The following is a 15,046-nucleotide window of genomic DNA, read 5'->3' as shown; positions in this document are numbered from 1 at the left end:
CGTATGGCCGCCAAGAAAATCCTCGTCGTCGAAGACGAGCCCGACATCCGCAAGCTCGTCCACTATAACCTCGCACAGGAGCGCTTTCAGGTGGTCGAGGCCGAGGACGGCGAGAAAGCTCTCAAGCTCTTGCAGCGCGAGCGGCCTCACCTTCTCATACTCGACTTGATGCTGCCCGGCCTATCCGGCCTCGAGCTCTGCCGCAATCTGCGCGAGCGGCCGGAGACCGCGCGCATCCCGATTCTCATGCTGACCGCGAAGGCGGGCGAGGCGGACCGGGTCGTGGGGCTGGAAATGGGCGCCGACGACTATCTCACGAAGCCTTTCAGCCCGCGCGAGCTGGTGGCGCGCGTGAAAGCGATCCTCCGCCGCACCGACGCGCCGGCCGCGGCCGGCGGAAACGAAGTGTACGAAAAAGGCCCGTTGAAGATCAACTTCTCGACCTATGAAACATCCGTGCGCGGCAAGCCCGTGCGTCTCACGCTCAAGGAATTTGAGTTGCTGCGCTTTCTGGTCCAAAATCCCAGCCGGGTGCTCAACCGCGATCAACTGCTCGACCGCGTATGGGGCGGCGAGGTGTTCGTCGATCCCCGCACCGTCGACGTCCATATTCGACGCCTGCGCAAGGCCATCGAAAAAAACGATCGCAAGCCGGAATGGGTCCTCACCGTTCGGGGAGTAGGCTACAAATTCGATGAAAAGGCCCTGGAAAAATAGAGTCGTCGTCAAGCTCTTCCTGTCCTACCTCGCCGTCGTTCTCCTTCTGTTCGTCCTTTTTTATCTTTACGCCGCCTTCGTCGTCAGAGATTTTCATATCTCCTCTCTATCCGGAAAGATGCGGGACGAAGCCGCGATCGTAAGCCGGCTGCTGGCGTTGGATTCGGCCGGAGCCGTTTTTGATCAAATTTGCCGCGAGCTGGCGCGCGACCTCGGCGTCAGGATCACCGTCATCGCCCTGGACGGGAAGGTGCTGGGCGATTCCGACGAGTCTTCCGCCGCGATGGAAAATCACGGCTCTCGTCCGGAGGTCGTGGAAGCCCTGGCCAAAGGAGCCGGAAGCAGCACGCGCTACAGCACGACCGTTCACCACGAAATGCTCTACCAGGCGACGCTGGATCGAGAAAAAAAACGCATCATTCGCCTATCGGTTCCGTTGAACGCCGTCGAAGCGGCGGAAGGCTCCATCCGCCATGCCATCCTCGCCGGACTCCTCGTCTTCTCGGCGCTGGGTCTCCTGCTGGCGTTCTTTTTCTCCCGCCTGTTGGAGCGGAGAGTCAAGTCGATGGTGGAATTCTCCGCGAGCGTCGCCCAAGGCTCTTTCCCGCAATCGATCCACATCGACCGGGAGGACGAGCTCAGCCTTTTGGAACGCAACCTCAACGAGATGAGCCGCGCCATCCAGGAAAAGATCAAAGGCGTCGTCGGCGAGAAAGAGAAGGTCGATTCGATCTTGCGCTGCATGAGCGAAGGCGTTCTGGTCGTCGATAACCAAGGCCGGCTGATTCTTTTGAACCAGAACGCGCAGAAGATGTTCGGCCTGCCCGCGACGCAGACCTTCCAGGGCGCCTCCTTCATGGAGGTCTCGCGCCACCCGGAAATGAAGAAACTTCTGGAAGAAGTCCTCGCCTGCGACTGCTCCACGGACTGCTTCGCCAAGGAAGTCTGCCTCGATCATGGCCAGTGGTTTCGGGTGTCCGCCGTCAGCCTGCGCGACGCCGATCAGAAGGCGCTCGGTTATATCCTGGTCTTTCACGACATCACGGAGCTGAAGCGCCTCGAGACCGTGCGCTCGGACTTCGTCGCCAACGTCTCGCACGAGCTACGCACGCCGCTCACCGCGATCCGCGGCTACGCCGAAACTCTGCTGCGATCTCCGCCCGCCGATCCCAAGGAGGCGGAAAATTTTCTCACCATCATCTACCGCCACTCCGAGAGGCTCGGAAGACTGATCGACGACCTGCTGGCCTTGTCGGACCTGGAATCCGGCAAGATTCAGATAACCCGGGAGCGCCTCCAGCCCGCGGAGTTGATTGCGCGAGTGCTCGAAATCTTCGGCGATCAGGCGCGAAAAAAAGATATCTCACTGTCTAAGGATATCTCGCCCGGATTGCCTGCGATCCTCGGCGACTCGGACCGCTTGCAACAGCTTCTCATCAACCTGATCGACAACGCCGTGAAGTATACGCCCGCCGGCGGCGAGGTCGAGGTCAGCGCCGCTTTGGCCGCCGGCGCGAACCATCATTTGCCCGTGGTGGAGATCGCGGTATCCGACACCGGCGGGGGCATACCCGAAAAGGATCTGCCGCGGTTGACGGAGCGATTCTACCGAGTGGACAAGGCGCGCTCGCGAGAACTCGGGGGAACGGGACTCGGACTGGCGATCGTCAAACACATCGTCCAGGCGCATCAGGGACAGCTCAAGATCGAGAGCAGAATCGGTAAAGGAACTACGGTGCGGGTTTTCCTGCCCGTCGAAGACGCCGAAGCTAAGCTACCGCTCGACAGTTGGATGGGCAAAACCGCGTAATCTTGAGTTCGATCGCGTCTCTCACTTCTCTGGTTTGTTCCAGTCGTTGTTCCCACGTACCCTCAAACTTCGCCGGATCGGGAAAGTTCCAGTGCGCTCTCGCGCCGCCGCCCGGAACGAGCGGGCATTGCTCGGCGCTGGTCTCATCGCAAACGGTGATGACGTAGTCGAATCTTTGGCCGGTCTTGACGACATCGGCCACGCTGCGGGTCTCGTTCCCGCCGATGTCGATGCCGATCTCACGCATCGCCGCGACGGCTAAAGGGTTGAGCACGCCCGGTTGCAAGCCCGCGCTCTCAGCCTCGAACAGCTCGCCGCACATTTGATTCAACAGCGCCTCCGCCATCTGGCTGCGCGCGCTGTTGTGGACGCAGACGAACAAAACTTTCTTTTTCACGTGAGCAAATTACTTACCCGCCGCCAGCGACGGACGGCCACGGCCGACCAAATGACTTCAACCACTCCGAACGGCCAGGCGCCTTGCAGGAAGCCATAGGCCGATCCGAGAGCGCAAAACGCCGCAAACGCCAGAATAAACCACGGGCTGCGATCCTCCAGCGCGTAGCAAACCAGCATCCCGGTCACCGCGAACAGGCCGAAGAGCGACAGTCGATCCATCAGGCGGCCTTGGCTTGAGACGCGGAGCAGCAGCCCCTCTCACGCACGCACTGGCAGCCGAGCACCGCGACCAGCGCTCCGATGACCGGAGCCGCGAGGTAAATCCACAAGCCGTCGAAATGACCCGATACCAACGCCGGCGCCAGGGATCGCGCCGGATTCATCGACGCGCCGGAGATCGGGCCGGCGAACAACGCCTCCAGCCCGACGACCGATCCCACCGCGATGCCCGCGATAATTCCTTTTTCTTTTTCTCCGGTGGACACGCCAAGAATAACAAACATCAAAATGCAGGTGAGTATTCCTTCCAGCACGAACGACTGCGCACTCGGACCGGCGGGCGCGGTGCCGCCGAGACCGGGATGATCGGGAAACAGGAGCAACAAAACGGCACTGGCAAGGAGCGCGCCGGAACACTGGCTTAAAATGTACGGCGCGACCAGGCTGCGATCGAGTCGGCGAGCGGCGAAAAATGCGAGAGTGACCGCGGGGTTCAAGTGCGCTCCGGAAATATCGCCCAGCGTATAGATCATCGCCATCACAATCAAACCGAAGGTCACGGCGATGCCGACGTGGGAAACCGCGCCGCCGCTCACGTCGTTAATAACGATGGCGCCGGTTCCGGCAAAGACAAGACTGAAGGTTCCGATGAATTCCGAAATCAGCTTCTTCGCCATCGCCCCTTCCTTGAAGTCCTCACTCCCCGATCACCTTGACGATGACGCGCTTCTTCCGCCGGCCGTCGAATTCCGCGTAGTAAAGCTGCTGCCAGGGACCCAGATCCAGCTTCCCCCGAGTGATCGGAAGAATCACCTGATGGCCGATGAGCAGATTTTTGAGATGGGCGTCGCCGTTGGTCTCGCCGGTCCGGTGATGGCGATAATCCACCCCCTCGGGCGCCAGGCGATTCAGCCACTCCTCGATGTCCTGGATGAGCCCGTCCTCGGCGTCGTTGACGTAAACACCCGCGGTGATGTGCATCGCCGAGACCAGCATCATGCCTTCCTTGATCCGGCTTTTTTCCAGCGCTTCTTCCGCTTTGGCGGTGATGTTGACGAACTCGCGCTGTTTTTTGGTTTGGAACCAGAGGTACTCGGTGTAGGACTTCACCTGAATCAGCTCGCGCTGAAAGAATAATCCTTCACCGTGCCGTCCCGATTGAAGATGACGTGCAGGCGTTTTTGCCGCTGGGGACCGACGACGGAGTAAAGATAATAATAGTACGTCCAGCTTTCGTTTCCGCTGTCCGATCCTTTCTCGACCGGCTCGCCGAAATCCGCGTAGACCTGCTCTTTGGTCGTAACGTTGGGCTGTAGTTTCTCGACGGGAAAAGTGGCGAAGTCCCGTCCCACGGGAAAGCAGGCGGTCAGAAACAAACCGAGCGCTAGAAGGTACAGACGCCGTCGCATTGCTCTTCCTAGATACTTACGTCGAAAATATTGAACAGAACGACTCCAGAAAGATTTATCGCGCCAAGACGCAAAGAACGCAAAGAAAGAAATATTTCTCCAAACTTGGCGCGCTTGGCGTCTTTGCGCGAGGCGTTTCTTTCCGATCTTTTCTTTATCCCAAAATTTCAAATATCTTGGCTAAATTTCTCTTCGGCCTTCGAACGCTTTGCCGAGCGTCACCGCGTCGGTGTATTCCAGGTCGCCGCCCATCGGCAGGCCGCGCGCGATCCGCGTCACGCTGACCCCCAGCGGCTTGAGCGTCTTGGAAAGATACAGCGCGGTCGCTTCGCCTTGCACCGTGGGATTGGTCGCGACGATCACCTCGCGCACGCCGTTGGCTCCGACCCGCTCCAACAGTTCCTTGATGCGCAAGGCGTCGGGTCCGACGCCGTCGAGCGGAGAGATGGTTCCGTGGAGCACGTGGTAGAGCCCTTTATATTCCTGCGACTTCTCCACCGCCATCACGTCCGACGGCTCTTCCACGACGCAGATCTTTTCGCGCTCGCGCCTGAGGTCCCGGCATATGCCGCATTGCGCTCCGTCCTCGCGGCCCGGATCGACCTCGCTGAGACCGAAGCAGGTACGGCAGATACCGAGCTCGCGCTTGAGGCGGCCGATGCTCTCGGACAGCTCCTGCACGTCCTCGGCCTTTTCTTTGAGTATGTGAAAGGCAAGGCGGGCCGCCGTCTTCTCGCCGATTCCGGGAAGCCTGGATAATTCTTTGATGAGACGCGCCAGCGGCGCGGGATAGCTGCTCATTTTGGATTTTGGATTGCCGATTTTGGATTGAACAACCCCGCAACAAACTTCGGGGTATCAAGAGGCCCTCGGATGACTTTCCCCCAAGTTGTCACCCCCGAATGTTTTAATCGGGGGTCCAGTCCGAAATTCGCCTGGATTCCCGCTAAAAGCATGCGGGAATGACCAACTCTAGCAGAGCCACGAACTACCACTGCGCAGCAAGCTGCGGGGAATGAACCCATTGAGATTGAATCCAAAATCGAAAATTGCTTCAGGGCGTTAGCCCGGGGATTTTCATCCCTCCGGTAATTTTGCCCATCTCCTCCGCCGCCATTTCGCGCGCCAGGCGAAGCCCTTCGTTGGTCGCGGCGAGAATCAGGTCTTCCAGCATCTCCATCTCTTGCGGATTGACGACCGACGGATCGATTTTTATCGAAGACAAGGCAAGCTGGCCGGTGACCGTGACCCGCACCATGCCGCCTCCCGACGAAGCTTCCACGGTGCGGCGCGCCAATTCCTCCTGCGCGCGCGCCAGCTTCGCCTGCATCTCCTGAGCCTGCTTGAAAATATTTCCCATGCCGCCGAAGTTAGCCATGCGGTTTCCTTTCGCCGTTTAATCCGCCCGTTTCACCTGCTTGACGGAGCCGCCGAAGATTCTGAGCGCCTCCTGCACCACGTCCGGCGCACCGGCCGCGCCGCTCGATTCGAACTTCGCCGCTTCGCTCCGCTGCTTCTTTTCCTGGAGCGCCAGCGAGACGGAGACGTCGGCGGAAAAAAAACGGCGCGCGATTTCCTTCAGGGCGTTGAGATTCTCGGGGTCCTGGAGATAATTCAAATGGAGGCGTCCGTCCACTTCCAGCGCGAGACGTTCCGGCGGCAGCGCCAGCGGCCGCGACTGCTCCAGATGGGGGGCCAAGAATTTTTTCTCCTGAGTGACGTAGGCGACGAACTTTTCCCAAACTTCCGCTCGGTCGCCCGCCGGCGGCCGGGCGGCGGCCGGGCGCGCTCTCTCATCGCGCGCCTCCGCCGCGGGCTTCGGCGTCCCCGGATCGGCCGCGAAAGACGCGACCGGTTTCGACGGGGCCCGGGGCAAAGCGGGCTTCGAATCCCCGCCGGTCGATAGCTTCTTCTCCAACGACTCCAGCCGGTCGAGAAGCTGGCCGATCGGCAGCGTCGCCGGAAGCGTCGCCAGCCGGATCAGCGTCGCTTCCAGCGCGAAGCGCGGATACGGCGAGTGCGCCACCTCCTCGTCCCCTTCGGCCGCGAATCTGAAGTAATCGAGCAAAGCGTCCGGCGCGAGATCCGCCGCCTGGCGCCCGAGCTCTTCGATCTCCTGATCCGGCAGATCCAAAAGCAGAGCGAACTGCTCCGGCGCGCGCGCGCCGGCGCGCTCCGTCGGGGCTTTCGTCAGGCACAACACCAGCAGATTGCGGAAGTGCTCGACCAATTCCTTGGAAAGCCGCGTGACGTCCTTGCCCTGATGGACCACCTGCGCGACGAGATCGACGCACTTCTTGGCGTCGCCCTGAATCACCGCCTGCGAAATTTCGTACAAAACGCGGCGCTCCGTGACTCCCAGGATATCCTCGATGAGACGCTCGTCGATATTCGTTTCCGCCGCTTCCGGCGCCGCGTAGGAGAGGATCTGCTCGAGCAGCGACTGCGCGTCCCGCATGCTGCCCTCGGCCTCGCGCGCGAGCAGGAGCAGCGCGCCGTCGGTGATCCTGAGCGACTCCTTTTCGGCGATGTCGCGGAGCCGGCGCACGACCTCGCGGGTCGAGATGCGCCGGAAATCGAACCGCTGGCAGCGCGAGAGAATCGTCTCCGGAAGGCGGTGCGGCTCCGTCGTGGCGAGAATGAACTTGACGAACGGCGGCGGCTCTTCGAGCGTTTTCAAGAGCGCGTTGAACGCGTCCTTGGTGACCTGGTGAACCTCGTCGATGATGTAGATCTTGAAGCGGCTCTTGGCCGGCTGGTACCTGACGTTCTCGATGATCTGCCGGACCTCGTCGATGCCGCGGTTGGAGGCGCCGTCGATCTCGTAAACGTCGATCGACCTGCCTTCGGTAATCTCGACGCACTGAGAACATTCGTTGCACGGGTTCGCGGTCGGCCCTTTTTCGCAGTTGAGGGCCTTGGCGAGAATTCGCGCCGCCGTCGTCTTGCCCACGCCGCGCACGCCGGTGAAGAGATAGGCGTGCGCGATCCGGCCCGCGGCGATCGCGTTGCGCAGAACTTGCGTGACGTGGCCCTGGCCGACGATGTCGTCGAACCGCTGCGGCCGCCACTTCCGGGCGAGAACTAAATAGGACATGAATCCGAAGAGGCATCGCCTCACGCCTTACGCCTGACCCCTTACGTGAGGGGTGAGGCGTTAGGGGTGAGGCGAAAGATGCCCATTGCTGACAGCCAGGCTACCCTGTGGCACAGGGGTGACGCCGCTACCGCTGCTTCCTTCCGGACCTGACGGGGTTTGCGGGACCGCCTTGCACAGGACCCGGCTATCAGCAATCGACATCCGATTTCGCTGCCGCTTCCGCACAAGAAACACTACGACGATCCGTCGTAAGAATCAAGATTTTGTTTGCTTCGTTTAACGTTTTTTTAATCCTTCCCCGCCGAATTTTAATTAGTCAATCCCGGCGGCCTTTGCTAGCGTTGAAGTAACGGGCAAAACCTGCTTGCCGCCGCCATGAACAACCTGAGAATTTCCTCCCTCAAGGACATTTTATTCGGCAAACCCAAAGATCCGCTGGATCCGACGGTCTTTCACCGCGTCTCTCTCGTCGCTTTTCTCGCGTGGGTGGGATTGGGCGCGGACGGACTGAGCTCGTCGGCCTACGGACCGGAAGAGGCCTACCTGGCCCTGGGCGAGCATTTTTTTCTCGCTCTTCCTCTGGCCCTCCTCATGGCCGTAACCGTCTTCGTCATTTCGGAGAGCTACAGCCACATCATCGAGCTGTTCCCCACCGGCGGCGGCGGTTACCTCGTCGCGACGAAACTTTTGGGACCGAAGATCGGGCTGACTTCCGGCTCCGCCCTGATTGTCGACTACATGCTGACGATTACGATTTCAGTGGCCAGCGCGGGAGACCAAATCTTCAGCTTTCTTCCCGCGTCGATCCATGCGATCAAGCCGGCGGTTGAATTCGCCCTGATATTTCTTCTGATCTATCTCAACCTTCGCGGCACTAAGGAATCCGTCCTCTTCTTGCTGCCTATCTTTCTCCTCTTTGTCGTCGCGCACATTTTTGCCATCGGCATCGGAATTTTTCCGAGAGCGGCGGACGTTCCGGTGCTCGCCGCGACGACCTATCAAAGGACGGTCGGCGATATTCAGGGTTTGGGAATATGGACGACCATCTTTCTCGTTCTCCACGCATACAGCCTCGGCGGCGGGACCTACACGGGCATCGAGGCCGTCAGCAACGGGCTTCAGGCGCTGCGCGAGCCGCGGGTTCAGACCGGAAAGAAGACGATGATTTATATGGCCACTTCGCTGGCGTTTACCGCGAGCGGCCTCCTGCTTTGCTATCTGTTGAACCAGGTCGTCCATGAGCCGGGAAAAACGTTGAACGCCAGCCTGTTCGCAAAGGTGTATGGAAATTTTTTCTCACTGGACACGGCCTACCTTCTCGTGGTCGTAACTCTGATTACGGAGGCCGCCATCCTGCTGGTCGCCGCGCAGGCCGGATTCATCGACGGCCCGAGAGTTCTCTCCAACATGGCGATCGACTCATGGGTTCCGCACCGCTTCTCGCATCTAAGCGACAACCTCGTCACTCAATACGGGATCTGGTTCATGGGCGCCGCTTCCCTGATCTTTCTCCTTTACACCGGCGGCGACGTGAGGCTCCTGGTCGTCATGTACAGCATCAACGTCTTCTTGACCTTCAGCCTCTCGCAGTTGGGGATGTGCCGACACTGGTGGGGGGTGAGGAAGAGCGAGAAACGCTGGGCGCGCTATCTGTTGGTCAACGGTCTCGGGCTGTCGTTCACGGGAATCATTCTCGCGGTCACGATCATCATAAAATTCGGCGAGGGCGGCTGGGTGACCCTCCTGGTGACGTCGGGCTTCATTTTTCTTTGCTACGTGGTCCGCTCTCATTACGACGGCGTGCGCCGCGCGTTGAAGAGCCTCGACGATACGCTGATGAACATCCCTTTCCAACCGGACCTGAAAAATCCGGTGCCGGCCAAGAACCCGGATGCTCCCACCGCCGTTCTCATCGTCAGGAGCTTCGACGGACTGGCGATCCATTCCCTGCTCAGCATCGGCCGGCTTTTTCCGAATCATTTCAAAAACCTGGTCTTCGTCTCGGTCGGGCAGATCGACTCCGGCCGCTTCAAGGGACTGAGTGAGATCGAGAACCTGCGCCGGTCCAAAGAAGAAGATCTCAAGAGCTTCGTGGAATTCGCCAACTGCCTGGGCTGGTATGCCGAATATCGGTATTCGCTCGGAACCGACCTCATCGAAGAGCTGGAGAAGCTCTGCAAGTCGGTCGCCAAAGATTTTCCGAAGACGATCTTCTTTGCCGGCAAGTTGGTGTTCCAGCAGGAAGGTTTTTTCACCCGCCTGCTCCACAACCACACGCCTTTTACGCTGGAGCAGCGGCTTCAGTTCGAGGGCATGGAAATGATGATCCTGCCGATCCGGGTTTTCACTTCTTCCAAGATACGAGGAAGCAACGCATAGCCGTCTCGGTGAACAATAAGTACCGTAGAACTTTGACCGAATATCCCTCCTCAAGCGCCGTCTCGTAAACAAATTTTTAACTCCCACGGCGCCACTTTTAATTTGGCTACTCGACCTGGGCTTTTTAAAATGAAGCATGGGCGAACGCGGCGAATGAGGATAGCTCCGCCATGAAAATGACTTTAACCTCCGGCGGAGGCCTGTCGTTCAAGAATATCGTGTTAGGAAAAGGCAAGGACCCTTTGGATCCGGCGGTCTTCCATCGGGTCTCGCTCGCCGCGTTCCTCGCCTGGGTCGGCCTGGGCTCCGATGGCATGAGCTCTTCCGCCTACGGACCCGAGGAGGCGTTTCGCGCGCTCGGCGACCAGCATTATCTCGCGGTAGCTCTGGTTCTCGCCACCAGCATTACGATCTTCGTCATCGCCTACGCCTACTCGCGCATCATCGAGCATTTCCCGTTCGGCGGCGGCGGCTACATCGTAGCGACGAAACTGCTCGGCTCCGGCTTCGGCGTCGTCTCCGGCTCCGCGTTGGTCGTCGATTACATTCTTACGATCTCGGTCTCCATTGCCGCCGCTGCCGACGCCATATTCAGTTTTCTACCGCGTGACTTGCACGCGTGGAAGCTCGCCCTCGAGTTCGTCGTCATCGGCATGTTCATGATCATGAATCTGCGCGGGGTCAAAGAATCGGTGACAGCCATAGCTCCGGTATTCCTGCTTTTCATCGTCACCCACCTCGTGGTCATTCTCGGCACTATTGCATCGCACCTGGGTGCGATTCCAGCGGTGATGCAGGAAGTGCGTCTGGGTTTCGAAAACGGAGTAGCCACGGTCGGCTGGGGCGGTCTGGGCGCGCTGTTTCTTTATGCCTATACGCGCGGCGCCGGCACTTACACGGGAATCGAGGCGGTCTCGAACGGATTGCAGATTATGCGCGAGCCGACCGTACAGACCGGCAAAAAGACGATGCTCTATATGGCGACCTCGCTCGCCGCCACCGCTTGCGGCATTCTCATCTGTTACCTCCTGATTCACGCCGTCCCCGTCGAGGGAAAGACGTTGAACGCGGTCTTGATCGAGAGCTTCGCCTCGGGCTTTCGTTGGGCCGGGCTGCCGCTCGGCCACTGGCTCGTCGTCGCCGGCTTAGCCAGCGAGGCCGCGATTCTCTTAATCGCAGCTCAGACGGGATTGATCGACGGCCCGCGCGTCATGGCGAATATGGCGTCGGACTCCTGGCTGCCGCACCGCTTCGCGCATCTGTCGGAGCGTCTCACCGTGCAGAACGGCGTCATCCTGATCTCCGTAGCGGCGGCGCTGACGCTGCTTTATACGCGCGGGGATACAACGACTCTGGTGCTCATGTACTCGATCAACGTTTTTCTCACGTTCTCGCTTTCGGAGTCGGGGATGGTTCGCTACTGGATCCGTCACCGAAACGAGTATCGAGACTGGAAGCGCCATATCACCATCCACATCGCGGGGCTGATTCTCTGCCTTTCCATCCTGACGGCGATGATCGTCGAAAAGTTCACCGAGGGCGGCTGGGTCACCGTGCTTATTACCACGGGTTTTATTCTCCTCTGTTACGTCGTGCGGTCTCATTACAATCGGGTGCGAACCGCGTTAAAGGCTCTCGACGAAACTCTCATCGATATCCCCTTCAGGCCGGATCTTAATCCCGTGCCGCCTAAAATGCCCGGCGCGCCGACCGCGGTCATCGTCGCCAGAGCTTTTGACGGCGTCGCCGTTCACTCCTTGCTGAACATCCAACGATTATTCCCCGGGCATTTTAAGAATGTCGTCTTTGTTTCGGTCGGAGTCATCGATTCCGGACAATTCAAAGGCCTTAAAGAAATCGACAATCTAAGGAAATCGAAAGAAGAAGATCTTAAAAGTTTGGTAGAGTTCGCCAACTGCCTCGGATGGTATGCCGAGTCGCGATATTCCCTGAATGTCGATCTCCTCGCCGAAATCGAGAAACTCTGCAAGGCGGTATCCGTCGACTTCCCGCGCTCGATTTTTTACGCCGGAAAGTTGGTTTTCGACGAAGAGCCTTATCTTGCCCGCCTGCTTCACAACCAGACGCCCTACGCTTTGCAGCGAAGGCTATACTTTAACGGCTTGGACATGATGATCCTGCCGATCCGAGTTTTTCCCTCCCAGCCAGGCAAGAAAACGCCGGCAAAAATCGCTCGGCCGCGCGGGGGTTCTTAATCATTTTTTAACTCTTCAGCCGCGAATTTTAATTTGGCTATTCCAGGATGCCTAACTAGGATGAACAAGGGTGGCCTTAACCAAAGTAATCTTCGATCGATGCTGCAATTCACCGTCAATAGAGATCTCGATCCCGATAGTGCCTCCCTTCGCAGGCTCTTGGAAGCCCACTTCACCTACGCGAGAATGAGCGCCGCCAAGTCGTTTATCCTCCATTTATTGGCTATCGTCAGCGGCGCGGTTTGGGTCGGCGCGATGTGGCCCGGTGTTCTGCCTCTACAGGTGCTGGATTCCGCTCTCGCTCTTTGGGCGGCTCTTCTCTTATTTGCCATTTTGACAAGCATCGAGGAATGGCTCTGGCATCGGAAAGTGGCGCGTTATCGGAGCGAGCACCCGCCAAAACAAAAAGAAGGCGCCTCATAAACCGTTTGACTGATCTAGCATCTCGTCTTAGAACCCATACAACAGCCGCGATATAATGGCTGGCGAACTATACACGGCCGGAAACCGATGCTATTTTGGCGGATCTCCGCATGGAAGCTCGGTCTCGCCCGTAAGCAGGTTCATTGGAACAATGAACGAGTATGTCTTAGCCGCGATTTCCGTTACGCTGGCAACGGTCGTTTCCTTCCTTTTAGAGCCTTTCACCGGATATTTGTCCATCGCGTTAGTCTATCTTCTCTTGGTCGTTGCCCTTGGCTTGAGATTGAAGCGCGGTCCCGTCTTGACGGTGGCGGCAACGAGCGCTCTGCTGTGGAATTATCTTTTCATCCCGCCGCGTCTCACCTTCTATATCGACCGCTTAGAGGACGGCATGATGTTCGCGATGTTCTTCATCGTGGCGATGGCGATGGGTCACCTCACCGGCCGCCTGCGCCGGAGCGAAATCGCCGAGCGGCAGCGGGAGCGACGGACCGCCGCCTTGTACGAGCTGGCGCACCAGGCCGCTTTTGCCACCGATTTGGACACCGGTCTCGGCGCCGCGGTCGGTTTAATCGAATCCGTTTTCGGCGCGCGTGCCGCGCTCCTGCTGCGGCTGAAAGACCACTCGCTTTCGCGGCTCGCGCACCCCGCCAGCTCTTTCGCTCTTTCGCAGCAGGAAGAGAAAGCGGCCGCATGGGCCTTTGCCCGCCAGGCGCATGCGACGAAATCGGCAGAGCCGCCGCAAGACTCGGAATCTCTTCTTTTTCCTTTGCAAGGACGCACCGCCGTGATGGGCGTGTTGTGCGTCCGCTCCCCCTCGGGGAAATCCTTCGACGCGAGCGAGAGAGAGCTGCTCGAAGCTTTTGCGCTGCTGATCGGTTTGACTCTGGAAAAGGATCACGTGATCGAAGCCTTCAAGCGGGCGGAAATCCTGGAAACTTCCGAGCGTCTACGCCGCGCATTGCTGGAAAGCGTATCGCACGAGCTGAAAACTCCTCTGGCGGCCGTCCAAACCGGCATCGATGTCTTGGCCAAACAAATCGGCGACGATGAAAGGTCCCTGGCAACGATTCGGGAGATCCAGCTGGCCCTGCGACGCCAGCACCGGGTGATCAACAACTTATTGGAAATGACGCGCATCGAATCCGGAGTCATCCGGCCGAAGGTGGACTGGTGCGACGTGGACGAACTCATTCAAGCGGCGATCGATCTTGCCGGCGAAAACGTGGCGCATCATGCCCTCGCCATCGAAACCAACCCGAGCCTGCCGATGGTCAAAGTAGACCAACCGCTTTTGGAACAATGCATTTGCAACCTGCTGTTGAACTCTTCGGCCAACAGCCGATCGGGAAGCAAGATCATCATTCGCGCGCGGATGGACGAGAACAGACTGATATTATCGGTACTGGACGAAGGCAAAGGAATTCGGGAGACCGACTTGCCGCGGATCTTCGAGATGTTTTATCGCGCCTCCGATGCCCGTCCGGGCGGCACCGGACTCGGACTTGCGATCGTCGACGGCTTCGTGCGCGCCCATGGAGGCGCGGCGCGCGCCGCGAATCGCGAAACCGGCGGCGCCGAATTCACGCTGGAGATTCCCGTCGAGACCATGCAGGCGGACATTGTGGAGAAATTAGCGTGAGCGAAAAACCTGCCGCTCTCATTATCGACGACGAAGTGCAGATTCGCCGATTGCTCCGCGTCGTGCTGGAAGCGGAAGACTATCGCGTGATGGAATCCGAGAGCGGACGGCAGGGACTTTCGGACGTGGCGCTCCGGAGGCCCGACGTCGTTCTGCTCGATCTCGGCTTGCCATACATGGACGGAATGGCGGTTCTAAAACGCCTGCGCGAGTGGAGCCGCGTTCCGGTCCTTATCCTCTCCGTAAGAGATGGACCGGAGGATAAAGTCGCCGCGCTGGACGCGGGCGCGGACGACTACGTCACCAAGCCGTTCGAGTCGGCCGAACTTTTGGCGCGCCTCCGCGCGATCCAGCGGCGCTCGCCTTCGAGTTCCGAGGACGCTTATTTTCAAGCCGGTTATCTTGCCATCGACTTCAACAGCCGTACCGTAAGCGTCAAGGGAGAAGAGATAAAGCTTACGGCGACGGAATACGCGCTGCTTAAAATCCTTGCGCAGCACGCCGGCAAGGTCGTCACGCACAAGCAATTGTTGCGGGAAGTCTGGGGGCCGAACGCCGAGGAACAATCGCAGTATCTGCGCGTCTACATGACGCACTTGCGGAAGAAAATCGAAATTCCCGACGCGCGCGAGAAACTTTTGAGGACGGAAAGCGGGATCGGCTACCGGCTGGTCTTGCCAGCCGGGAAAAAACCGTGATCGTGCTCGTCGCTCGTGCTCGCGAACACGAATC

The 15,046-nt window shown here is 59.0% G+C and carries 15 protein-coding genes and 1 other RNA gene; 7 read left to right on the top strand and 9 right to left on the bottom strand.

Annotated elements, in window-relative coordinates:
* Positions 1-3 precede the first annotated feature (3 nt).
* Both VGL70_09730 and VGL70_09725 read left to right on the top strand, forming a co-directional pair.
* The gene (locus VGL70_09730; protein ID HEY3303795.1) at positions 4-717 is read left to right on the top strand and encodes a response regulator; all 714 of its coding nucleotides are present in this window, start codon (positions 4-6) and stop codon (positions 715-717) included.
* Positions 695-2,527 (top strand): ATP-binding protein, encoded by a 1,833-nt coding sequence (locus VGL70_09725; protein ID HEY3303794.1) that lies wholly within the window; start codon positions 695-697, stop codon positions 2,525-2,527. The genes VGL70_09730 and VGL70_09725 overlap by 23 nt, the downstream gene beginning before the upstream one ends.
* Here the strand turns inward: VGL70_09725 and VGL70_09720 are convergent.
* From VGL70_09720 to ffs, 9 genes are all read right to left on the bottom strand, one after another.
* Positions 2,487-2,924 carry an arsenate reductase ArsC gene (locus VGL70_09720; GenBank protein HEY3303793.1) on the bottom strand — a complete coding sequence of 146 codons (438 nt, stop codon included), beginning with the start codon at positions 2,922-2,924 and terminating at the stop codon, positions 2,487-2,489. The two genes, VGL70_09725 and VGL70_09720, sit on opposite strands and share 41 nt — an antisense overlap.
* Positions 2,921-3,145 (bottom strand): hypothetical protein, encoded by a 225-nt coding sequence (locus VGL70_09715; protein ID HEY3303792.1) that lies wholly within the window; start codon positions 3,143-3,145, stop codon positions 2,921-2,923. The genes VGL70_09720 and VGL70_09715 overlap by 4 nt, the downstream gene beginning before the upstream one ends.
* Positions 3,145-3,822 carry an aquaporin gene (locus VGL70_09710; GenBank protein HEY3303791.1) on the bottom strand — a complete coding sequence of 226 codons (678 nt, stop codon included), beginning with the start codon at positions 3,820-3,822 and terminating at the stop codon, positions 3,145-3,147. Before VGL70_09710 ends, VGL70_09715 begins: the two co-directional genes overlap by 1 nt.
* 19 nt (positions 3,823-3,841) lie before the next feature.
* Positions 3,842-4,255, bottom strand: a complete 414-nt coding sequence (locus VGL70_09705) for a secondary thiamine-phosphate synthase enzyme YjbQ (GenBank protein ID HEY3303790.1) — start codon at positions 4,253-4,255, stop codon at positions 3,842-3,844.
* Between the two features lie 5 nt (positions 4,256-4,260).
* Complete coding sequence (gene bamE, locus VGL70_09700; protein ID HEY3303789.1) at positions 4,261-4,554, bottom strand: outer membrane protein assembly factor BamE; 294 nt, start codon at positions 4,552-4,554, stop codon at positions 4,261-4,263.
* A gap of 180 nt (positions 4,555-4,734) precedes the next feature.
* The gene (gene recR / locus VGL70_09695) at positions 4,735-5,355 is read right to left on the bottom strand and encodes a recombination mediator RecR (GenBank protein ID HEY3303788.1); all 621 of its coding nucleotides are present in this window, start codon (positions 5,353-5,355) and stop codon (positions 4,735-4,737) included.
* 253 nt (positions 5,356-5,608) lie between these two features.
* A complete protein-coding gene (locus VGL70_09690) occupies positions 5,609-5,932 on the bottom strand; it encodes a YbaB/EbfC family nucleoid-associated protein (protein ID HEY3303787.1) in 324 nt (107 codons plus the stop codon).
* A gap of 18 nt (positions 5,933-5,950) precedes the next feature.
* On the bottom strand, positions 5,951-7,651 hold the full coding sequence (gene dnaX / locus VGL70_09685) for a DNA polymerase III subunit gamma/tau (protein HEY3303786.1): 1,701 nt from the start codon (positions 7,649-7,651) through the stop codon (positions 5,951-5,953).
* A 90-nt stretch (positions 7,652-7,741) separates the two neighbouring features.
* Positions 7,742-7,840: signal recognition particle sRNA small type (ffs, locus tag VGL70_09680), an RNA gene on the bottom strand.
* 189 nt (positions 7,841-8,029) lie between these two features.
* On the opposite strand from ffs, the gene VGL70_09675 reads away from it, so the two are divergent.
* The 5 genes from VGL70_09675 to VGL70_09655 all read left to right on the top strand — a co-directional run bounded on the left by VGL70_09675 (position 8,030) and on the right by VGL70_09655 (position 15,012).
* On the top strand, positions 8,030-10,033 hold the full coding sequence (locus tag VGL70_09675) for an APC family permease (protein HEY3303785.1): 2,004 nt from the start codon (positions 8,030-8,032) through the stop codon (positions 10,031-10,033).
* A gap of 170 nt (positions 10,034-10,203) precedes the next feature.
* The gene (locus tag VGL70_09670; GenBank protein HEY3303784.1) at positions 10,204-12,249 is read left to right on the top strand and encodes an APC family permease; all 2,046 of its coding nucleotides are present in this window, start codon (positions 10,204-10,206) and stop codon (positions 12,247-12,249) included.
* A 60-nt stretch (positions 12,250-12,309) separates the two neighbouring features.
* The gene (locus tag VGL70_09665; protein ID HEY3303783.1) at positions 12,310-12,672 is read left to right on the top strand and encodes a hypothetical protein; all 363 of its coding nucleotides are present in this window, start codon (positions 12,310-12,312) and stop codon (positions 12,670-12,672) included.
* A 151-nt stretch (positions 12,673-12,823) separates the two neighbouring features.
* Positions 12,824-14,314 carry a DUF4118 domain-containing protein gene (locus VGL70_09660; GenBank protein ID HEY3303782.1) on the top strand — a complete coding sequence of 497 codons (1,491 nt, stop codon included), beginning with the start codon at positions 12,824-12,826 and terminating at the stop codon, positions 14,312-14,314.
* Entirely contained in the window at positions 14,311-15,012 is a 702-nt protein-coding gene (locus tag VGL70_09655) for a response regulator transcription factor (protein HEY3303781.1), read from the top strand. Before VGL70_09660 ends, VGL70_09655 begins: the two co-directional genes overlap by 4 nt.
* Positions 15,013-15,046 lie beyond the last annotated feature (34 nt).

The sequence above is a fragment of the Candidatus Binatia bacterium genome (genome assembly GCA_036504975.1).
GTDB lineage: Bacteria > Desulfobacterota > Binatia > UBA9968 > UBA9968 > JAJPJQ01.
The sequence above is the reverse complement of the archived record's forward strand: the minus strand, read 5'-3'. Positions and strand labels throughout refer to the sequence as shown.